General features: G+C 70.6%; 15 protein-coding genes. 3 read left to right on the forward strand and 12 right to left on the reverse strand.

What is annotated here, in order from left to right; genetic code table 11:
- Positions 1 to 77 precede the first annotated feature (77 nt).
- The gene (gene nrdR / locus AC068D_RS28070; RefSeq protein WP_478825878.1) at positions 78 to 590 is read right to left on the reverse strand and encodes a transcriptional regulator NrdR; all 513 of its coding nucleotides are present in this window, start codon (positions 588 to 590) and stop codon (positions 78 to 80) included.
- A gap of 524 nt (positions 591 to 1,114) precedes the next feature.
- On the opposite strand from nrdR, the gene lexA reads away from it, so the two are divergent.
- Positions 1,115 to 1,909 carry a transcriptional repressor LexA gene (gene lexA, locus AC068D_RS28075; RefSeq protein WP_478825879.1) on the forward strand — a complete coding sequence of 265 codons (795 nt, stop codon included), beginning with the start codon at positions 1,115 to 1,117 and terminating at the stop codon, positions 1,907 to 1,909.
- A gap of 562 nt (positions 1,910 to 2,471) precedes the next feature.
- Here lexA and AC068D_RS28080 read toward each other — a convergent pair.
- The 5 genes from AC068D_RS28080 to AC068D_RS28100 all read right to left on the reverse strand — a co-directional run bounded on the left by AC068D_RS28080 (position 2,472) and on the right by AC068D_RS28100 (position 10,577).
- The gene (locus AC068D_RS28080; protein ID WP_478825880.1) at positions 2,472 to 4,442 is read right to left on the reverse strand and encodes an ATP-dependent DNA helicase; all 1,971 of its coding nucleotides are present in this window, start codon (positions 4,440 to 4,442) and stop codon (positions 2,472 to 2,474) included.
- Between the two features lie 62 nt (positions 4,443 to 4,504).
- Positions 4,505 to 6,310, reverse strand: a complete 1,806-nt coding sequence (locus AC068D_RS28085; RefSeq protein WP_478825881.1) for an IucA/IucC family protein — start codon at positions 6,308 to 6,310, stop codon at positions 4,505 to 4,507.
- Positions 6,311 to 6,369: 59 nt separating this feature from the next.
- The gene (locus tag AC068D_RS28090) at positions 6,370 to 7,137 is read right to left on the reverse strand and encodes a GNAT family N-acetyltransferase (RefSeq protein ID WP_478825882.1); all 768 of its coding nucleotides are present in this window, start codon (positions 7,135 to 7,137) and stop codon (positions 6,370 to 6,372) included.
- Between the two features lie 56 nt (positions 7,138 to 7,193).
- Positions 7,194 to 9,170 carry an IucA/IucC family protein gene (locus AC068D_RS28095; protein WP_478825883.1) on the reverse strand — a complete coding sequence of 659 codons (1,977 nt, stop codon included), beginning with the start codon at positions 9,168 to 9,170 and terminating at the stop codon, positions 7,194 to 7,196.
- Between the two features lie 30 nt (positions 9,171 to 9,200).
- Complete coding sequence (locus tag AC068D_RS28100) at positions 9,201 to 10,577, reverse strand: diaminobutyrate--2-oxoglutarate transaminase family protein (protein WP_478825884.1); 1,377 nt, start codon at positions 10,575 to 10,577, stop codon at positions 9,201 to 9,203.
- Positions 10,578 to 10,877: 300 nt separating this feature from the next.
- On the opposite strand from AC068D_RS28100, the gene AC068D_RS28105 reads away from it, so the two are divergent.
- Complete coding sequence (locus AC068D_RS28105) at positions 10,878 to 12,080, forward strand: trypsin-like serine peptidase (RefSeq protein ID WP_478825885.1); 1,203 nt, start codon at positions 10,878 to 10,880, stop codon at positions 12,078 to 12,080.
- Between the two features lie 514 nt (positions 12,081 to 12,594).
- Here AC068D_RS28105 and hflX read toward each other — a convergent pair.
- From hflX to miaA, 6 genes are all read right to left on the reverse strand, one after another.
- A complete protein-coding gene (gene hflX, locus AC068D_RS28110; protein ID WP_478825886.1) occupies positions 12,595 to 14,088 on the reverse strand; it encodes a GTPase HflX in 1,494 nt (497 codons plus the stop codon).
- A 335-nt stretch (positions 14,089 to 14,423) separates the two neighbouring features.
- Positions 14,424 to 15,902, reverse strand: coding sequence for a M1 family metallopeptidase (locus AC068D_RS28115; protein ID WP_478825887.1), 1,479 nt, complete (start codon positions 15,900 to 15,902; stop codon positions 14,424 to 14,426).
- Positions 15,903 to 16,010: 108 nt separating this feature from the next.
- Positions 16,011 to 18,122, reverse strand: coding sequence for a RelA/SpoT family protein (locus AC068D_RS28120; RefSeq protein WP_478825888.1), 2,112 nt, complete (start codon positions 18,120 to 18,122; stop codon positions 16,011 to 16,013).
- 140 nt (positions 18,123 to 18,262) lie between these two features.
- Positions 18,263 to 19,216 carry a diaminopimelate epimerase gene (dapF, locus tag AC068D_RS28125; protein ID WP_478825889.1) on the reverse strand — a complete coding sequence of 318 codons (954 nt, stop codon included), beginning with the start codon at positions 19,214 to 19,216 and terminating at the stop codon, positions 18,263 to 18,265.
- Positions 19,217 to 19,364: 148 nt separating this feature from the next.
- Entirely contained in the window at positions 19,365 to 19,838 is a 474-nt protein-coding gene (locus AC068D_RS28130; protein WP_478825934.1) for a hypothetical protein, read from the reverse strand.
- Positions 19,839 to 19,945: 107 nt separating this feature from the next.
- Positions 19,946 to 20,884, reverse strand: a complete 939-nt coding sequence (miaA, locus tag AC068D_RS28135; protein WP_478825890.1) for a tRNA (adenosine(37)-N6)-dimethylallyltransferase MiaA — start codon at positions 20,882 to 20,884, stop codon at positions 19,946 to 19,948.
- 179 nt (positions 20,885 to 21,063) lie between these two features.
- Between miaA and AC068D_RS28140 the strand changes: the two genes are divergently transcribed.
- Positions 21,064 to 21,387, forward strand: coding sequence for a hypothetical protein (locus AC068D_RS28140; RefSeq protein WP_478825891.1), 324 nt, complete (start codon positions 21,064 to 21,066; stop codon positions 21,385 to 21,387).
- Positions 21,388 to 21,402: the final 15 nt, after the last annotated feature.

Below are 21,402 nucleotides of genomic sequence, written 5' to 3' on the forward strand. Positions count from 1 at the left end.
GCGCCGCGCACGGCGCCCGGGGCAGTCGTTCGCCGCCCGGCGGCCGATCGCCGGCCCCTCGGGGGCCGGCCGGTCAGTCAGTCGGCGGCAGCGGCGGGCACGGGGACCTCGGGGGCCACACCGGGCACGCATTCCTCTGCGGGGGGCCGCTGCTCACGGAGCTCCGCGATGGCGGCCTCGAAGTCTTCGAGCGAGTCGAACGCTCGGTACACGGACGCGAAGCGCAGGTAGGCGACGAGGTCGAGTTCCTGCAAGGGGCCGAGTATGGCCAGCCCCACATCGTGGGTGGTCAGCTCGGCACTGCCGGTGGCGCGCACCGCTTCCTCGACCCGCTGGCCGAGCTGAGCGAGGGCGTCCTCGGTGACCGGCCGTCCCTGGCATGCCTTGCGCACACCGGAGATGACCTTGGTACGACTGAAGGGTTCGGTCACCCCGCTGCGCTTGATCACCATCAGCGAGGCGGTCTCCACCGTCGTGAATCGACGGGAGCAGTCGGGGCACTGGCGGCGCCGCCGGATCGACGTGCCGTCATCAGTGGTCCGGCTGTCGACGACGCGACTGTCCGGGTGCCTGCAGAAGGGGCAGTGCATGGCTCCCAACCCTCCTTCACAGCACGACTGAATAGCCCCGACAGGGCCGGTCGGACCCCCTCGAAGCAGCCACAAGCATAGGCGATCGCCGGGACCTTGAATCACCGGGGACCACAACTTCTGGGAGGCGGCCCCAATCCAACCACTAGATCTGGGGTTTGGCCCGCTTTCGCGTATCGGCGCGTCCCCTGCCGCACGGGGGCGGCGGCAAGCGGAACAGGGGCGGATCCGACCGGCCACGAGGGTACGGGAAACGCGCGGCTACCCGGATTACGGGGCCACGGGTGACACACTGGTGTCACACCCCACGGGAAGATCCCGCGGTCGGCGAGCGGCGGTGAAGGTTGCCGCGGCTGCGTTCGCAGCAGCCCGGATCGCCACCGTGATCACGGCCCGTCCAATACACCCGGCCACAAGCACGCGTCAGGTCATTTGCGATTTTTCACTCGAACGTGTGTTTGGCGCAACCTTTCGAAAGCAACTACCGTTGTCCAGCTAGGGAGACCATCTCGAGAGGGGCCGACGTGACCACCACCGCAGACAGTGCCACCATCACTGCCCAGGACCGCTCCCAGAACCGATTCGAGCCGGTGCATGCCATGAATGACACAGTCACGACCCCGGAGGGGGCCGAGCCCTCGCGCCCCACGCGCTCGCTCCCAGGCCGACCTCCAGGGATCCGCGCGGACAGCTCGGGCCTCACCGACCGGCAGCGGAGGGTTATCGAGGTCATTCGCGACTCCGTGCAGCGTCGGGGCTACCCGCCGTCGATGCGCGAGATCGGCCAGGCAGTGGGCCTGTCCAGCACCTCCTCGGTCGCCCACCAGCTGATGGCTCTGGAGCGCAAAGGATTCCTCCGCCGCGACCCTCACCGACCGCGGGCGTACGAGGTGCGCGGCTCCGACCAGCCCGCCACGCAGCCCACGGACACCACCGGCAAGCCCGCCGCGTCCTATGTGCCCCTGGTCGGCCGGATCGCCGCCGGTGGCCCGATCCTCGCCGAGGAGTCGGTCGAGGATGTATTCCCCCTGCCCCGCCAGCTGGTCGGTGACGGTGAACTCTTCGTCCTCAAGGTCGTCGGCGACTCGATGATCGAGGCCGCGATCTGCGACGGTGACTGGGTGACCGTGCGCCGGCAGCCGGTGGCCGAAAACGGCGACATCGTCGCGGCGATGCTGGATGGAGAGGCCACGGTCAAGCGCTTCAAGCGGGAGGACGGTCACGTCTGGCTCCTCCCGCACAACGCGGCCTACCAGCCGATCCCTGGTGACGAGGCCACAATCCTCGGCAAGGTGGTGGCGGTGCTTCGACGGGTGTGAGCCCACCTCGTCGGCCCTGACCGGGCCCCGGGACCCACTGCGCCGGTCCCGGGGCCCTGTTGTCTGCCCGGCTTGTACACCTGCGACATGGTGCGGGTCCACCGGTACACCCTCCCTGCACGGCGCTCCCCGGCTACCGCCGGAGGCACGCCCGCGCTGCGTTGTTCGTCGTTCTCGGGGTGAACCGAGTGCTCTCCCGGAGCTACGCCTGGGAAGCATCCACAACCGGTAGAGGGCTCCCCCGGCGTCCGGACGGGCGGCGGCATCCCCGGACCCCCACCGCCCTGGGATCCTTCCCGGGCCTGGCAGGCCTGAGGAGACTCCGCGCACCCCGACGCCGCGGGCCCCGGCACCGCCCCGGTCAGCGCACCAGTGCCGCATCAGGCAAGGTCTGCCCGTCAAGGAGCGGCGTCCGGTGCGGTGGATCGCAAGGCGCTGGATCGACCTCGTAGTGGGCCTACTCGGTTGATTCGGCAACGCAGCGTGGGGGGCACCTCCCGGCGAAGCCAGGGGGAGTGCCGTGCCGGGCGTCGCGACGGGGCAAACCTTGGCCGACGCGGCACTAGCGTCCGTCGACCTTCGCCGCCGCGTCGATGGCCGCGAGGGAGCGGCGCACTTGGTTACGGTCCGTGGTGTACCAGAAGTCGGGCAGTGAAGCCCGCAGATAGCTGCCGTAGCGTGCGTTGGCCAGGCGGGGATCGAGAACGGCCACGACCCCGCGGTCGCCCGTGGCACGTACGAGGCGGCCTGCTCCCTGGGCCATCAGCAGTGCCGCGTGCGTAGCCGCGACCGCCATGAACCCGTTTCCGCCGCTTTCCTCCACGGCCTTCGCGCGGGCGCTCATCAGCGGATCGTCGGGCCGGGGAAAGGGAATACGGTCCATGACGACGAGCTGACAGCTCGGCCCCGGGACATCGACACCCTGCCAGAGGGAGAGCGTGCCGAAGAGACAGGTCTCCGGGTCGGCCGCGAAGTTCTTGATCAGCTCGCCGAGGGTCTCCTCGCCCTGGAGCAGGATCGGCTTCTCGAGCCGGCCCCGCAGCTCCTCCGCGGCAGCCTGGGCCGCTCGCATCGACGAGAACAGACCGAGAGTCCGCCCTCCGGCCGCTTCCACCAGCTCGGCCAGCTCTTCCATCATGTCGTCGCGGCTGCCCTCGCGTCCGGGCGTGCTCAGATGGCGGGCGACATAGAGAATGCCCTGCTTCGGATAGTCGAAGGGCGAACCGACGTCGATGCCCTTCCACACCGGGAGGTCCTCGCCCCCCGTACCCTCCGGGGCCAGCCCAAGCGAGGCACCCACCCCATTGAAGTCGCCGCCCAGCTTGAGCGTCGCGGAGGTGAGGACGACCGACCGGTCGGCGAAGAGCTTTTCGCGGAGCAGGCCCGACACGGAGAGCGGTGCGACCCTCAGCGAGGCGCCGAACCGGTCGTGGCGCTCGTACCAGACGACGTCGTACTCGGAGCCATTGGTGATCCGCTCGGCGACGTCGTGAATCGTCTCGACGGCCGCGAGCGCCTGCTTGCGCACCGCGTCCTCGTCCTGGACGGACTTGTCGCGGGTGGCACCGAGCGCCGAAATGACCGTGCGGGCGGCGTCACGCAACGCCATCAGCGCATATTCCAGGTCCTCCGGGATCGCCTCCAGCCGGCCGGGGAGAGCGAGCTCCATCAGCCGCTCGAAGCCCTCGGCCGCCGTTTGCAGCTGGTCCGCCGCCTTCTCGTTGACCAGCTTGGCGGCGCGCCGCACCGCCCGGTTGACCTGGCCGGGAGTGAGCTCGCCCGTGGCGACGCCGGTGACCCGGGAGACCAGCTCGTGGGCTTCGTCGACGATCAGCACCTCGTGCTGCGGCAGCACCGGAGCGCCCTCGATGGCATCGATCGCCAGAAGAGCGTGATTGGTGACCACGACGTCGGAGAGCTTGGCGCGCTCCCTGGCCATCTCGGCGAAGCATTCCGCCCCGTACGCGCACTTGCTCGCCCCGAGGCACTCCCTGGACGACACGGAGACCTGGGACCACGCCCGGTCGGAGACACCCGGGGTGAGATCGTCCCGGTCCCCCGTCTCCGTCTCATCGGCCCAGTCCCGCATCCGGAGCAGGTCCTGGCCCAGCTTGCTGGTGGGCGCCGCGGCCTCGAAGGGATCGAAGAGTCCGTCCTCCTCCTCCTGCGGAACACCTTCGTGGAGGCGATGCAGACAGAGATAGTTCGACCGCCCCTTGAGCATGGCGAACTCCGGGCGGCGGCGGAGCAGCGGGTGCAGCGCGTCCACCGTCCGCGGCAGGTCCCGCTCCACGAGCTGGCGCTGCAGGGCGAGCGTGGCCGTGGCCACGACGACACGCTCACCGTGAGACAGGGCCGGCACCAGATAGCCGAGGGACTTTCCGGTGCCGGTGCCGGCCTGGATGAGCAGGTGGGAGCTGTCGTCGATGGCCTCGGCCACGGACTCGGCCATGGTGACCTGGCCAGGCCGTTCCATCCCGCCGACGGCTGACACCGCGGCGTGGAGGAGCTCGGGGAGGGATGGCTTCGTCATAGACAGTCCACCCTACGGGGCGCCACTGACACCGGGATCACACACATGGCGGGCCGGGGCCCTCAGCCCGTGCCGAGGGGGTTGCGGACCGTGCCGTGCACGGCTGCGTGCGGGCGTTCGGGGCGGTCACGGTAGCCATCGAGGTGGAGCCGATTGCGGTTGAGGCAGAGCCGCTCGATACGTGGACTGAGCAGGTCGAACATCGCGTATCGCTCCTTGAGCTCCGGAAAACGGGCCTGGTGGCGCAGGATCTCCGTCCGGACCAGTCGCCAGAACTCGGTTTCCGGTACACCCAGTTGCTCCTCGCACAGAGGCGCCAGGAAGCGGAAGACTCCGACGAAGAGTCCGGAGTGGATGAACTGGACCAGGAAGGACGGCTCCTCTGTGAGGAGGACCGCCCGCACGTCGTCGGGCATCGATTCATGTTCCGGCAGCGATTCCGCACTGATGTTCACATCGTCGACGAAATCCTTGATCGCGAGCCGCACTGGCACGTCGTGATCGTCGAAGACGACGATGGCGTTCTCCCCGTGCGGGGAGAAAACGGTGCCGTGGCGATAGAGGAAACGCAGCAGCGGGGGCAGGAGTGCGGCGAAGAGGCGCTGCAGCCAGGCCGTGGCAGAGAGACCGGAGCGCCCGACCAGCTCGGTGGTGAGGGCGCGCCCCTCGGGGTCGGTGTACAGGAGTGAGGCAAGCGTGCGGGCTCGCTCGCCGGGCGGCAGCCGCAGGGGCTCGCGCCAGATGGCGCCGAGGAGCTCCTTGTACTGGTACGGGACCTCGGGGAGCCGGTCGTAGTGCGGGTGCTCGACCGTGACGGACGCGACTTCGCCGAGCAGGATCACACCGCACTCGTCCCGCAGGAAGGGGTCGGCGTCGCGCAGCCCGTGCACCCAGGCGGTGACGGCGGGGGCCGCGAGGGTGCGGTCGGTGGGCAGTCCGCGCCAGACGAGAGTGTTGAGCACGGAGAGCGGGAGCTTGACCGTGTGCCGGTCGGGCCGGCTGGTGTTGAGAAAGGTGCGGACGGACTGCTGGGGCAGCCGCAGATCGCTGTCACAGGTCAGCGGGACGATGTCGCCCCGGGCGATGGACTCGGCGTAGAGGGGCAGCAGGACGTGCTCCCACTGCCAGGGGTGGACGGGGAGGAAGAGGTAGCGGTCGGGGTCGTGGCCGCGTGAGCGGAGTCCTGCGACGAAGGTGTCGCGGACGGCGTCGTCGAGTTCCCTCGTGTACAGGCCGTCGGCCGTGGCAACGGTGCCTGCTCCGCGATAGGTGGCGAGGGTGGTGCTGACGGCGATCCAGGGCAGGTGGACGGGGGTGCGGGCTTCGGGTGCCCAGCGGGCGCAGTCCTGGGCGGAGAAGCCGAGACGGCCTTTGTTGACGACGAGCCAGGGGTGACCGGTCTGGTGGCCTTCCAGTGTCGCGTAGTCGAGGTCTGCGATCCGGGCGGCGGGGAGTGCTGTGTGGGCGAGCCGGCAGTCGGCGGCGAGCGTCGTGTTCAGCTCGCGGATGAGGTGGCCGAGGGTGGCTCCGTCCAGGGCGAGCAGACCGTGGGCTCCGACGATGAAGCGCAGTGGATCCGTGAACGGCTCCCCCGCGCCGCCTGTGATCGAGTCGGGTGCCACCCGCCAACTGCCGTACGAGCCCCGCTCGGCGCGGAAGGCGACGGGTTCGCCGTCGTCGAGGTGGAGGGTGTAGTGATCGCCGTCGCCCTGCGGCAGAGGCTCGATCAGTTCCTCGTAGGCGAACTCGCCGATCATCTTGGCAAGGAGACGACGTGAAGCACCGTGCCATGTCTCCGGGTTCAGCTCGGGCGGTGCGAGCAGGGCCGAATGCCCGTCGGAGTCTGGGGCGGCGGAGGACTTCGGCACGGGGACTCCTCGGATGGAACCGATGCGGGTCGAGCGGTGTATGTAGATCAGCGGGTCGTTCAGAGCAGGCCGGTGAGCAGGCGCTCGCGGACCATGAGCGCGGCTCGTTTGTCGGGGAGGTCGACTTCCGCTGAGAAGCGGAAGCCGGCCCGAAGGAAGGCGGACACGGAGGGGGTGTTGCGCAGGTCCGGTTCCGCGACGACGCGTGCGCAACGGGGACGTTTGTCGAGGACGAGGTCGGCCGCGGCGCGCAGGAGTGCCGTGCCGACGCCACGTCCCCGGTCTGCGACGCCACCGATGAGGAGGTGGATTCCGGTGTCGTGGGGGCGTGCGGGGTACTGGCGGGCGAGGGGGTCGAGATCGGCGCGGTAGATCTCGAAGTAGCTCATGGGTACGCCTTCGAGCACTCCGAGGCAGGGGATGCTGCGGCCGTCGCCGTCCAGCTGGGTGCGCAGGTGGAGGGCAGTGATCGATTCGGGCCCGGCCAGTTCCCAGAAGGCGGCGACCGCGGGGTCGTTCATCCACCGGCTGATCAGTTCGAGGTCGCGCTCGATGCGAACGGGGAGGAGCTGGAGGGAGCCGAAAGGGGTGCCGGCCGGGCCCCAGTCGGCGAGGCCGTCGAGAAGATCGTCACGGTCCGGCGCCCAGTGGGCGGCTTCGGCGACGGACGCCACGCGCGTGGCGGGGGTGTCGCCGAAGGCCTGGTCCTGTCCGAGCAGTGCGAGGAGTTCATCGGGCAGCCGCAGGTCCAGGGTGTCCTCGGTGCCGCCGCCGGAAGGAGGTGCCGGAGACGGCCCGGTGTCGGTGCTCGATTCGGTGGGAGGCATGGGTGGCCCTCTCCTCTCAGCGGCTCGGGGGCGATGTCATCGGGTGGCGGTGTCGTTCAGGAGTGGAGGGGGTTGGCGATCGTGACGTAGACGGACTGGGTGTCGACGGGACCGACGAGCTCGTCGAGGCCGTGCAGCCGGGTCAGCAGATTGGCCTTGCAGCGCAGGGTGGGCATGTCCAGGAGGAGTGCCGGCAGGGGTGAGCCGAGTGCGGCGGCAGAGGTGAGGAACCTTCGGAAGGCGGCGATGAGTACGCGTTCCTCGGCGAGGCGCTGGGCTCCGAAGGCGCCGATCAGGCCGAGGACGTTGTTGATGCCGAGGTAGTAGGCGAAGCGTTCGTCGGTGACGGCGTCGGGGACGAAGGTGTCGCTGACGCTGCCGATACCGGGGAGCCTGTGGTCGAGGGCCGAGCGGTGGGACTCACGGAAGTAGTAGCCCTGGTTGTCGCGGTAGCGGCCGCCGACGGGCCAGCCGTCGGGGTCGAGCAGCACCAGGGTGTTCTGCTGGTGGGCTTCGAGGGCGACTCCCGCGGTGCCGTCCAGCCAGAGCACGGGCCGCACGACCTGATCGAGGTACCGCAGGAACCACTCGGTGGCGACGGCGCCGCCGGGCCGGCCGGTGCTGACGGCGAGCCGGTTGATGATGTCGGCGAGGCGCGAGTGCATCCCGGGACGGCCCGGCCAGGGCCGCGGCGCGGTGAGCCCGGCGATGCACACGGCGTCGTCGCCGGGGCCGAAGGGGTTGTGCCGCAGCATGACGTCAAGTCCCGGCACGGGCAGACCGTCGCCGGCGTCGACGGCGAGCCAGGCGGGGTCGCGCACGATGTCGAAGCCCGGGTGGACGGTCCGCCACTGCTCGGCGAGTCCTGTGCGGAGTAGTCGGTGGACCTCGACCCCACGGTGGAGTTCCTTGCGGAGGTTGTCGCGACGGGAGTTGGTGATGCGTACACCGAGTGAGAGCTTGAGCATGGCGGGCGTGCCGGGGCGGTGGACGGTGCGCACCGAGGAGGTGGGATGCCACGGGTCCCCACCGGGTCCGAGGTCATGGAGCAGTCCGGCGTCGAGGAGTGCCGCGACGGCGGGACGACGGCCGAGCTCGCGAGCCTGCCATGGGTGGAGCGGCAAGGGCACGGTGCCGGGAGGGAGCCTCGGATCACTGCCGAGGAGGCGGGCCGTGAGCCGCTCCGCCGGGATGACGCGACCTTCCTCCGTCCATGCCGAGTCCGTGGCGAGGATGCTGCGGTCGACGGCCGTCCAGTGGAGGAGGAAAGCGCCGTGCAGTTCGGGTGAGTAGAGGCGGGCCTCGGTCTCGGTGAGGCCTTCCCGGCTCTTGGGCGTGGGGTGCAGGGGGTGCCCGAGGATCAGCGACTGTTCGGCTGTGAGGAACAGGTCGGCGCGCTCGTCGGGGCCGGGGGACTCTCGGCGGGCGGCAATGAAGTCGGCCGTTCGACGGAGTGAGTCGGCGACCCGGCCGACGAGGTCGGCTCCTTCGGCCCCGGATGCGCCTGCCGGCCCGTGGTCATCGGTGTCGGAGCAGCTGTCGGCCCGTTCCCTGCTTCCCTGCTCCCGGGTGAGCAGAGCGGCGACCGTGACTGCGTCGGCCGTCGGGGCACCGTCCGGCACCCCCTGCAGCGCGGGCGGGCCGAAGCGGTGCCAGCCGGTGTCGGACCAGTAGCGCACGGGGACGAGGAGGGCGGTGCCGCTGGCGTGGAGCGGGATGGTGAGGGTGTACCCGTCGGGGCGCGGCAGATCGTTCTCGCGGACCCAGCAGCGCAACAGGTTCTCGACCGCGGCCGCGTCCGCGGCGATGTGCGGGTCGGCGTGGTCGAGGGGATCGGGCGAGGCGGCCAGGGGCGTCCTGGTGGCATCGAGGGCGGCGGCGGGGTCGGTCCCCTCGCCGGGGAACCCCGATGACTGCCGCGGCACCGTCGTCTGCTCGACCGTGAGAGCGCCGGGTGTTCCGTTCTCCGTCACGTGGGGGGCGGCGGGGCAGTCGGGATCGGGAACGTCGGGTGCAACGGGGGTGGGGTTCACAGGGGACTTCCTTGTGCTGTCGTCCGGGGGTCAGTGAGACGGCCGGGTGCCGTTCCGGCGGTGAAGTGAGCCTTCGGCCGCCGTCAGTGCATCGGCGAAGCGGTCGAGGACCGCGGTGGCCTGTTCATCGGTGAGGGTGAGCGGGGGCAGCAGACGCACGACACCGGCATGGCGTCCGCCCAGTTCGACGATGAGACCGCGGCGCAGGCATTCCTGTTGGACCGTGACGGCGAGCGCGGGATCGGGCGGTGGGGCGTCGGCGCCCGGGTCGTCGATGTCCGGGTCGACGAGTTCGACGCCGATCATGAGGCCGCGGCCGCGGACGTCGCCGATACAGCGGTGCGTCGCCGCCAGGCCCTGGAGCCGGCCGAGCATGCGGGCACCGAGGGTGGCGGCCCGCTCGGCGAGGCGGTTCTCGCGTACATAGGCGAGGGTGGCGGCGCCCGCGGCCATGGCGAGCTGGTTGCCGCGGAACGTACCGGCGTGGGCGCCGGGTTGCCAGGTGTCGAGGTCCGAGTGGTAGACGATCACGGCCAGCGGCAGAGAGCCTCCGATGGCCTTGGACAGGACCATCACATCGGGGACGATCCCGCTGTGCTCGACCGCCCAGAACGTGCCGGTACGCCCGACGCCGGTCTGCACCTCGTCGGCGATCAGGGGGATGGAGCGGGACGAGGTGATCTCGCGCATCCTGCGCATCCAGGAGTCGGGCGCAGGGATGACCCCGCCCTCGCCCTGCACCGGTTCAAGGATCATTCCGGCCGGGGAGCGGACACCGCCCTTGGGGTCGTCGAGGAGATTCTCGGTCCATCGCGCGGAGAGTTCGGCGCCGCGCTCCCCGCCCACGCCGAAGGGACAGCGGTAGTTCCGCGGGTAGGGCAGCCTGGTCACACGGACGTCGGTGGCGCCGCCCGAGGCGTCGAGGGCTCCGGAGGTCATGCCGTGGTAGGCGCCCGTGAAGGCGAGCATGCCGGTACGGCCGGTCGCGGTGCGGACGAGTTTGAGGGCCGCTTCGACGGCATCCGTGCCCGCCGGTCCGCAGAACTGGATGCGGGCGTTGTCGGCGAGTGGACGGGGCAGAGTGGCGAACAGCTCGGTGGTGAAGGCGTCCTTGACCGGGGTGGCGAGGTCGAGGACATGGAGTGGTGCACCCGAGTCGAGCACCTTTCTGATGGCCTCCAGCACGACCGGGTGGTTGTGGCCGAGAGCCAGGGTTCCCGCTCCCGAGAGACAGTCGAGATAGCGGCGGCCGTCGGCCCCTTCGATGGTCAGGCCCCGGGCCCGTACGGGGACGATCGGGAGCGAGCGAGCATAGGTACGGGCCGCCGACTCGCGGAGCGACTGGCGTCCGAGGATCCCTTCGTGCACGGCGGGTTGCGTCACCCGGGCAGGTTCGGTCACGGCCACGGCTAAGGGTCCTCCTGCTGTCCACAGTTGCGATGCGCACCCGGTACGACGCTCCACCACCGCACCATGGGGCCGAGCGCCGGCGTTGTGTCCCCCGTACGTAGCAACGACGACGACCGCAAGGGATCACGGTCCCTACCGAAGATCCTGACGGCGGGAACCGAGCCCCTGCCGTCAACCGTCCCTTTCGGCACCGGCATAGTGGGGGGCTGCGCTCCGGCGACGGGCGGCACCGCCCGCTGTGCGGAGGCAGTTCGTTCAACAGGCACGGAACTCTTGAAGTCCCAGGGGGATCACCACATGCGACTCATTCGCCCGACCTTCGCTGCAGGCCGCGGGAGGAGCGCCGGTCGCAGAACTCCGGTGCTCACGGCGGCTGCTGTCGTCGCTGCCCTCGCGCTGACGGCCACGGCATGCGGCCCCAGCGAGAACAATGCGAGCAACAGCCCCAGTGCCACAGCCACTTCCGACGGCAAGATCACGATCCCGGACGACCTCAAGGACCGGCTCAAGGAGCACGGGATCGACCTGGACAAGTGGAAGAACGGCGAGTGGAAGAACTGGGACAAGGACACGTGGCTGCGCGAGGCCAAGGACTTCGTCAACCCGATCATCGAGGACCTCTGGGACGCGGACCGGATGCGGGATGCCGAGCAGCCGGACAGGCCGGTCGAGGAGGAGGACATCTCCGGTGACGAAGGCGTCACGGACCCGACGCCCGACCCGGTCACGGCACAGGCCGTGAAGAGTCCGTACCACGACAGTGCGCCCGAGGCGGGGAAGCTCCTCCTCGATGGCCCGAAGGGCTCGATGGTCTGCTCCGCGACCGTTGTGCAGGATCCGGCGAACCCCGGCAAGTCCAATCTGGTGTGGACGGCGGGTCACTGTGTCCACGCGGGCAAGGAGGGCGGCTGGTACCGGAACATCGTCTTCGTCCCGTCGTACAACAACGACGCCAGGTCCTCGGGCGGCACGAGGGCCGAGATCGCCCCGCTCGGCGTCTGGTGGGCCGACGGCGCGCAGACCTCCGAGCAGTGGATCTCCCAGGGAATGGCGACCGGCGGCCACGGCGCTCCGTACGACTTTGCCGTGATCCATGTGACGCCGGAGAAGGGCGGGAACGGCAAGTCACTGGAGGAGACGGTCGGTTCGGCACTCCCGGTGGAGTTCAACGCCCCCGCCACACCGAAGATCAGCGGCATGACGGCGACGGGCTACCCGGCGGCGCCGCCGTTCGACGGTGAGCGGATGTTCCAGTGCAAGGACCGGCCCGGCCGCCTGTCCATCGACAAGGACCAGACGACGATGTACCGCATCGGCTGCACCATGACCGGCGGCTCGTCCGGCGGTGGGTGGTTCGCGGCGGGCAAGAACGGCAAGCCCGCGCTCGTGTCGAACACGTCCATAGGCCCGGCGACGGGAGGCTGGCTGGCCGGCCCGCGGCTCGGCCCCGAGGCCAAGGGCATCTACGACGCGGTCAGCAAGAAGTTCGCCGGCCAGTAGCCGGCTGCGGGGCAGCAGCGCCGCACATGCGATCGAGCCTCCGGAGCGCGTCTCCGGAGGCTCCTTCGCGCTCCCGCCCTCCTCCGCCGCGGCGCAACGGTGCAATGAGCGCGCGGTGCCACCCTGTGGCGGTGCCTTTCGACGGTCTGATCGTGCACAAGTGCATCGACCGAGGCGCCGGGTCGTCGTCGCTCCCGGCCGGCTGTCCACCGGCCCCGGGACGCCGACGATGTGGCGCATCGGCCGTACCGGGACGGCCGGCTCCTCCGGTGGCGGCTGGTTCACCGAGCAGCCGAACGGCAGGCTCGCGCCGGCCTCCAACACGTCCGTCGTCCCGGCGAGGTCCGCCGGCGGGCCGGACCGCGGCTCGGCGGGGGCGCCGACAGATCCGCACGACGATGGGCGACGCGTTCGCCGGCCGGCACGAACTGCCGTGGACGCCCGAAGGCCCGCCACCCTCATTCGGAGGGGGCGGGCCTTCGGTCTGCCTGCCGGCGTTCGCCGTGGCTCCGGGTCAGTGCGTCGCCGGTACGTACGGCCCGAGGGCGGCGGCCAGTTCTTCGTGGACGCGCGCCTTGAGCAGTGTGCCCTCGGAGGTGTGCTCCTCGGAGAGCACCTCACCGTCGGCGTGCACCCGCGAGACCAGTGCGCCCTGCGTGTACGGCACGAGAGCCTCGATCTCGACCTCGGGCCGGGGCAGTTCGGCATCGATCAGGGCGAGCAGCTCACCGATGCCCTTGCCGGTGCGGGCCGATACGGCGATCGCGTGCCGTTCGATCCGCAGCAGGCGCTGGAGCACCACAGGATCGGCCGCATCCGCCTTGTTGATCACCACGATCTCGGGCACCTCCACCGCGCCGACGTCGCGGATCACCTCGCGCACGGCTGCCAGCTGCTCCTCCGGAACCGGGTGCGAGCCGTCGACCACATGCAGGATGAGATCGGCCTCGCCGACCTCCTCCATCGTGGAGCGGAACGCCTCCACGAGGTGGTGCGGCAGATGCCGGACGAATCCGACCGTGTCCGCCAGCGTGTACAACCTGCCACTGGGCGTCTCGGCCCGGCGCACCGTCGGGTCCAGGGTGGCGAACAGTGCGTTCTCCACCAGGACACCGGCGCCGGTAAGACGGTTGAGCAGCGAGGACTTGCCCGCGTTGGTGTATCCGGCGATCGCGACCGACGGGACCTTGTTCCGCCGCCGCTCCTGGCGCTTGATCTCGCGGCCCGTCTTCATCTCCGCGATCTCACGGCGCATCTTCGCCATCTTCTCGCGGATCCGACGCCGGTCCGTCTCGATCTTGGTCTCACCGGGTCCGCGGGTGGCCATGCCGCCACTTCCGCCGCCACCCATCTGCCGGGACAGGGACTGGCCCCAGCCCCGCAGCCGGGGCAGCATGTACTGCATCTGTGCCAGCGCCACCTGCGCCTTGCCCTCCCTGGACTTGGCGTGCTGGGCGAAGATGTCCAGGATCAGGGCGGTCCGGTCGACCACCTTGACCTTGACGACGTCCTCGAGGTGGATCAGCTGGCCGGGGCTAAGTTCACCGTCGCAGACGACGGTGTCGGCCCCGCTCTCGATCACGATGTCGCGCAGCTCGTTCGCCTTGCCCGAACCGATGTAGGTGGCCGGGTCCGGCTTGTCGCGGCGCTGGATGACACCGTCGAGCACGAGCGCGCCCGCCGTCTCGGCGAGCGCGGCCAGCTCGGCCAGGGAGTTCTCGGCGTCCTGGACGGTCCCCGAGGTCCAGACACCCACGAGCACCACGCGCTCCAGCCGGAGCTGCCGGTACTCGACCTCGGTGACGTCCTCGAGCTCGGTGGAGAGGCCTGCCACACGCCGCAGAGCGGCACGATCGGAGCGGTCGAACTGATCGCCGTCCCGGTCCCCGTCGATCTCGTAGCTCCAGGCGACGTCCTCTTCCATCAGGGCATCGGCCCGAAGGCTCTCCGTGCGGTGGCTGTCCGCGAAGCTCTGCGCGCGCTTGGAAGGGGATGAAGAGGAGGTCATTGGATCCTTACGTCGATGAGATTTACGGTACGGAACGTACGCTACGCCGGTCACAACGCGTGACGAACCGGAAAGATTCCCGAAGGGGCTCCGGAAGAAACCCCCTGCGGGCCCCGCAGGAAGGTCCGGCCCGGCAGCACCGCCGACCTGTCGATGGTCGCACGGTGCCACCACGGCCGTCACCCCGGTTTTGACGCCGGCCGCGCTGCGGCCCCTCGGTGGCACCGCGGGGCCCTCGGTGCCGTACGCCGCTTCGCGCCCCGCCGTGCACACGACCACTGCCCGGTCCACCGCTGCCGCTTCCGCGGCCCGGCAGCCAAGCCGGCGCGGCGCAGTCACCGTTGCGGCTGCGCCGGCTGCTCCTGCTTCGCCGCCGGTGCGGCACTGCGCCAGTCGGGATGCCCCGGCATCCTCGGCGTGCGCTCTCCGTAGAGCCACGCCTGGAAGAACGCGGACAGATCCCGGTGGGCGATCCGTGACGCGAGTGCCGTGAAGTCCGCCGTGCTTGCCGTGCCGTCCCTGTGCTCGGCCACCCAGGCGCGCTCCAGCGCCTCGAAGGCGGGTTTCCCGATCTCCTGCCGCAGCGCGTACAGCACGAGCGCGCTGCCGTTGTAGACGATCGGCCGGAACAGCCCGAGCTGCTGGCCTGGCGCTGCGGGTTTCGGAGCCGCGGGCGGTCCGCCCGCGGCGCGCCAGCCGTCCGACCGCGTGTATGCGTCGCGCATCCGCTTCTGCAGGGACTGCTGGGCGTGCTCCTCCGCGTACAGCGCTTCGTACCAGGTGGCGTGCCCTTCATTGAGCCAGAGGTCCGACCAGCCGCGCGGGGTGACGCTGTTCCCGAACCACTGGTGGGCCAGCTCGTGGACCATGATCGAGTCGACGTACCACGCCGGGCGCTGGGTGTTCGTGAACAGCGACCGCTCGAAGAGCGAGAGCGTCTGCGTCTCCAGTTCGAACCCGGTGTCGGCGGTGGCGATCAGCAGTCCGTACGTCTCGAAGGGATAGCGCCCGACCTTGCGCTCCATCCACTCGACATGGCCCGGGGTCTTCTTGAGCCAGGGCTCCAGGAGCCTGCGGTCCGCCGCCGGCACAACGTCCCGCACGGGCAGTCCGTGCGGGCCCGCCCGGTGGACGACCGCCGACGTGCCGATGCTGACCTGGGCAAGCTCGGTCGCCATGGGGTGGCCGGTGCGGTACAGCCAGGTCGCGGTCCGGCCGGTCGGGACCTTCGCCACCAGCAGCCCGTTGGCCACCGCCGTCAACTCTGCCGGGGCGGTGATGCGGAACGTGAACATGGCCTTGTCGGCCGGGTGGTCGTTGCAGGGGAACACGCGGTGGGCGGCATCGGCCTGGTTGGCCATGACCAGCCCGTCGGAGGTGCGGACCCATCCGCCGGCCCCCTTGGGGCCTTTCGGGTCGCTCGTGTGGGTGACGGTGATCCGCAGGCGATCGCCGTCCTCGACCGCGTCCCGAGGCGTGACGACGAGGTCCTCACCGGCAGTCGCGAACCCGGCTGCGCGGCCGTTCACTTCGACGGTCCGGACTTTGCCGCGGGTGAAGTCGAGGTTGATCCGCTCGAGACGCTCGGTCGCGCGGGCCTCGATCTTCGTGACCGCCTCCAGGGGCTTGCTGTTCGAGCCGCCGTAGGCGAAGGCGATGTCGTACGTGAGGACGTCGTACCCGGGATTGCCCAAGTAGGGGAAGAGCGGGTCGCCGATCCCCAGCGGTACCGGCGCGGGCGGTGCGGCGGCCAGCAGGGTGGCCGAGGCGGCAACGAGCAGCACGGCCCGCAGGGGGCGAGAGGAGAGCAGCATGCACCACCGCTACCAGCGCGCCGATCGCCCACGGCGACGGCGCGCTCCTCGCCCACTCGAACGGACTCCGTCAGCCGGACGACGGCGAGCCACCCCGGCGGTCGGGCTTCAGCTCGTCGCCACAGGATGCTGTGCGCGGGTCACGTCGTACACCCCGGCCACATCGCGCATCGCCCTCATCAGCGCCGGCAGCCCGGCCGCGTCCGGGAGCTGGAGCGTATAGGTGTGGCGTACACGCTGTTCGCTCGGCGGCTCGACGGTGGCGGAGACGATCGCCGCACCCGCCGTCGCGATGACGTCGGTGAGGTCGGCGAGCAGCCGCGGGCGTCCGAACGATTCGGCTACGAGGGTGACCCTGCACTCGGCCGTGTCGCCCCATCGGACGCCCACGGGCGCCCGCCCGAGTGCACGCATGCGGTCCACGGCGGAGCATTCCTCTCGATGGACGGTGACGGCTCCCCCGCGCACCACGAAGCCGGTGATCGTGTCCGGGGGCACGGGAGTGCAGCAGCCGGCGAGACGTACGGCGGCATCGGGCAGGTCGGCCACCGCATTGGCGGCGGAACGGCGGCCTGCCGTGACGGACGTGGGCGCACGGGGGGCCGCGGCCGGGGGTTTCGCGCCTTCGGGATGTGCGGCCAGCCAGCGGGTGATGGCGATGCGTGCAGCGGGCGTACGGGCGTGGTCGAGCCAGTCGGGCGAGGGCCCTGATGCGGAGTCCTGGGCGAGCAGCAGCTGCACGGTGTCGCCGTCGCCGAGCTGGGTGCTGAGCGTGGCGAGCCGGCCGTTGACGCGGGCGCCGATACAGGCGTGGGCCTCCTCGCCGTACTGGGCGTACGCGGCGTCGACACAGCTCGCCCCGGCCGGCAGGCCCAGTGCGCCGCCGTCTGCGCGGAAGACGGTGATCTCACGGTCCTCGGCGAGGTCCGCCTGCAGGGACGTCCAGAACGTGTCGGGGTCCGGGGCGGATTCCTGCCATTCCAGCAGCCGGGAGAGCCAGCCGGGCCGGGTCGGGTCGGCGCGCTCGCCATCGGCGTGGGCGTGCTCCCCCGTGCGCCGGGCCTCGTCCACCTCACTGCCGTCCGTCGCCACATCGGGATTGCCGAGGGCGACAACGCCCGCCTCGGCGACCTTGTGCATCCGGTGCGTGCGGATGAGGACTTCGGCGACGGCACCGTCGGGGCCGGCGATCGCGGTGTGCAGCGACTGGTAGAGGTTGAACTTGGGGGCGGCGATGAAGTCCTTGAACTCCGAGATCAACGGGGTGAAACAGGTGTGCAGTTCACCGAGCACCGCATAGCAGTCGGCGTCCTCACCGACGAGGACGAGGAGCCGTCCGAAGTCCGTCGCCCGCAGATCGCCGCGCTTGAGCCGGATGCGGTGCACGGAGACGAAGTGGCGGGGCCGGATGAGGACTTCCGCCTGGATACGGGCGTCCCGCAGCACGGCCCCCACGTTCTCGGCGATGACGGCGAGCGCGTCGCAGGCATCGGCGTTGTCGGCGATGAGGGCACGCGTGCGTTCGTACTCCTCGGGGTGGAGGATCGCGAAGACCAGGTCCTCCAGCTCGGTCTTGAGGGCCTGGACGCCCAGCCGCTCGGCGAGCGGGATCAGGACATCCCTGGTCACCTTGGCAATGCGGGCCTGCTTCTCCGGGCGCATCACGCCGAGAGTCCTCATGTTGTGCAGCCGGTCGGCCAGTTTGATGGACATGACCCGTACGTCGTTGCCGGTGGCGACGAGCATCTTCCGGAACGTCTCGGGCTCGGCCGCCGCTCCGTAGTCGACCTTCTCCAGTTTGGTGACCCCGTCGACGAGATAACAGACCTCTTCGCCGAATTCGGCCCGCACCTGATCGAGTGTCACCTCGGTGTCCTCGACGGTGTCATGGAGCAGGGAGGCGGTCAGGGTCGTTGTCTCGGCGCCCAGTTCGGCGAGGATCAGCGTCACGGCGAGCGGATGGGTGATGTAGGGCTCGCCGCTCTTGCGGAACTGGCCCCGGTGCGAGGACTCGGCGAGGACGTACGCCCTGCGCAGGATGGCGAGATCGGCATCGGGGTGGTGCGCGCGGTGCGCCTCCGCGACATGGCCGATCGCATCGGGCAACCGGTCCCGCGTCGCGGGGCCGAGCAGTGCCGCGCGACCCAGCCGGCGCAGATCGAGTCTGGGGCGGCCGCGCCGACGACTGGGAGCACCAGGATTGGGGGCCTCTGCACTCATGGGGCACCTCCGGCAGCGTCGACCGGCGGTGGGAAGGTCAGGCTTGCCCTCCGGGCCGGTGCTTGATGCTACCGAGCCCATCACGACCCGGAGTCCGGCTCTCGCTCAGCGTGAAACGGATCACCCATTCGAGCGAAGCTCTATGGCGCAGCCGTATGGCCGTGCTGTGCGGCGCCGACCGTGACTCCGTCCAGAAGGGCCGGGCCGATGCGCCCCTCGGCGACGATCACCGCGGGGCCGGTCATCTCGACCTCGCCGTCCGGGTGCTCGGTGATCACGAGTGTGCCGCCGGGCACGTCCACGGTGTATGTCACGGGCTCACCGGTGACCGCGGGGTCGGTGCCGTCGCGCCGGGCGGTCGCCACCGCGACCGCGCACGCGCCCGTTCCGCACGAGCGGGTCTCGGCGGCGCCGCGCTCATGCACACGCATGGCCACGTGCCGGGGGCCTCGGTCGACGACGAACTCGATGTTCACACCGTCCGGGTAGACGGAGGCGGGGGTGAACGGCGGCACGGACCGCAGATCGCCCGCGTGGTCGAGGTGCTCGACGAAGGCGACCGCGTGCGGATTGCCCATGTTCACATTGCGGGCGGGCCAACTGCGGCCGCCGACGGTGACGGTGACCCCGTCCTCGAGGAGCCTTGCGCGGCCCATCGTGACCGTGATGTCTCCCTCGACGGTGGAACCGCTTCCGGACACCGCCTTGGCGAGATGGACCCGCTTGATGCCGGACCGCGTGGCGATGGGGATGTCGCCCGCGGTCACCAGGCCCGCGTGCTCCAGGTAGCGGGCGAAGACCCGGATGCCGTTGCCGCACATCTCGGCGATCGAGCCGTCGGCGTTCCGGTAGTCCATGAACCAGTCGGCCTCGCCGGCCATCGAGCGCGCCTCGGGGTGGGCGGCGGAGCGCACGACGCGCAGCAGTCCGTCGCCGCCGATCCCGGCGCGTCGGTCGCAGATCCGGGCGACGGCCGCCGCGGTCAGATCGATGACGCCGTCGGGGTCGGGGATGATCACGAAGTCGTTCTCCGTGCCATGGCCCTTGAGGAACTCGAGCGGCGACGTGCTGGTGCTGATCTGCGCTGTGGTCACGGGTCAATCGTAAGGGCCGGGCAGGGCGGAGCAGCCGGGCCGGGTACGACCGGGGCGTGCCCGCCGCCCACGGCAGTGCCCGACGGGACCGGCAGGGTCTCGGGCCGGGCGCCGCGCAGGCGCGTACGGCAGATCCCGCGGCAGCCGGTCAGCGGAGCCGGGCCACTCTCCACACGGCAAGCGCGACCAGTGCGACGACGACGACGGCGTACAACGCGATCACGCGCCAGTCGGGGCGCTCGCCGGAGCCACGCTCGGGCAGCCCGGGCCAGGTGTGGCCGACCCTGCGGGCCGCCATCATTCCCCAGCCCGCGGCGCAGCTGCTGATCAGGAGGCCGAGCATGGCGACGACCGCACCGCCGTCCCCCGAACCGAAGGCCAGGGGGAAGGCGAACATGAGCGAGCCCACCGCGGCGAGCCCCACGATGGGGGCGAGCTGCCAGATGCGCAGCCTGCGCTGGGGGCGGAGCTCGACCTCGACCTCGGCACCGACCAGCACCCCGTCGGCGTCGTCCGTCGGCATGTCCAAGGCCACGTCCAGAGCGTCGTCAGGACCGTCGGGGCTCAGACGAACCACGTCCTCCGGTGCTTCCTGATCTCTCTCTCGAGGGCCGGCCTCCATCGCCACGCGCCCTCCCAACTCGGACTCCACTGGTGGATCGATGATTGATGATGGCACGGCCTCGGCTACCGGAATGACGAGCATGACGTCCCGATGCCATCACGTGATCAGGCTGTGACCGCTCGTTCGAGCAACGCCAGCGCACGGCCGGGGAGTTCCCCACGGTCCACCACGGCGCCGCTCAGCCAGTGGACACGCGGGTCCCTGCGGAACCAGGAGTCCTGGCGGCGCGCGAAGCGTTTGGTGGCGCGTACGGTCTCGGCCCGCGCCTCGTCGTCCGTGCACTCCCCCGCGAGCGCCGCGAGCACCTGCTGGTAGCCGAGCGCGCGGGAGGCCGTGAGCCCCTCGCGCAGTCCCTGCCCCTCCAGGGCCCGCACCTCGTCGACGAGTCCCGCTTCCCACATCCGGTCGACGCGCAGGGCGATCCGCTCGTCGAGCTCGGGGCGTCCGACGTCGACACCGATCTGGACCGTGTCGTACACGGCGTCATGGCCGGGGAGGTTCGCGGTGAAGGGCTTGCCGGTGATCTCGATGACCTCGAGGGCGCGGACGATGCGACGCCCGTTCCCGGGGAGGATGGCGCGGGCGGCGTCCGGATCGGCGGCGGCCAGCCGGGCATGGAGCACCCCGGGGCCGCGCTCCTCCAGCTCGGCCTCCAGGCGGGCGCGCACCCCGGGATCGGTGCCGGGGAATTCGAGGGCGTCGATCGCTGCGCGTACGTAGAGCCCGGAGCCGCCGACCAGCACGGGTGTACGGCCTTCGGCGAGGAGCCGGTCGATCTCGGCACGGGCCAGCCGCTGGTACTCGGCGACGCTCGCCGTCTCCGTGACGTCCCAGACATCGAGGAGATGGTGCGGAACACCGCCGCGCTCGTGCGGGGTCAGCTTGGCGGTTCCGATGTCCATGCCGCGGTACAGCTGCATCGAGTCGGCGTTGACGACCTCGCCGCCGAGCTGCTGGGCCAGATGGACACCCAGATCGGACTTTCCGGCCGCGGTGGGACCGACGACGGCGATGACCCGCGGTGCGGGAGCTGCACTTCTCACCGCCACAGTCTCGCAAATCTCCACCGGCACCCCGAACGAGTTACGTGACGGCACCTGCGCGGAGTCGTTCCTGTTGCGAGGTTCTGCCCGCCGGTTTACGAACCGGCGCCCCGGGCGCCGCGATGGGATGCCCCGGGCTGCGCGGAATTTCGCCCACCCGAGTAGGCTATGGAGTAGATATGGGCGTTTTTGCAAGGTTTCGCCGGAAGGGCAAGGACACTGCCACGGCGTCAACCGAGGAGGGCGGAGCCGGCACTCTGACGGCCGAATCCGGTTCCGAGGTGGATGCCGCGGCCGGCACCGAGCCCGGGTCCGGAGCGGCGCCGAAGACGTCGGAGACGTCGTCCGAGGCGGTGTCCGGGGACGCGCAGGCCACTTCGGGCGCTTCCGGAGCGGCAGCCGGGGAGGCGGAGGCTCCCCCGGCGGAGAGTGTGGAGATCCCCAAGCAGCAGTCCGCCGAGGAGGCCGCGGACAACGAGGCCGGCGAGAGCGCCCGGAAGTAGAACCCACCAGCGAAG

This window comes from Streptomyces sp. NPDC043861 (genome assembly GCF_056435905.1).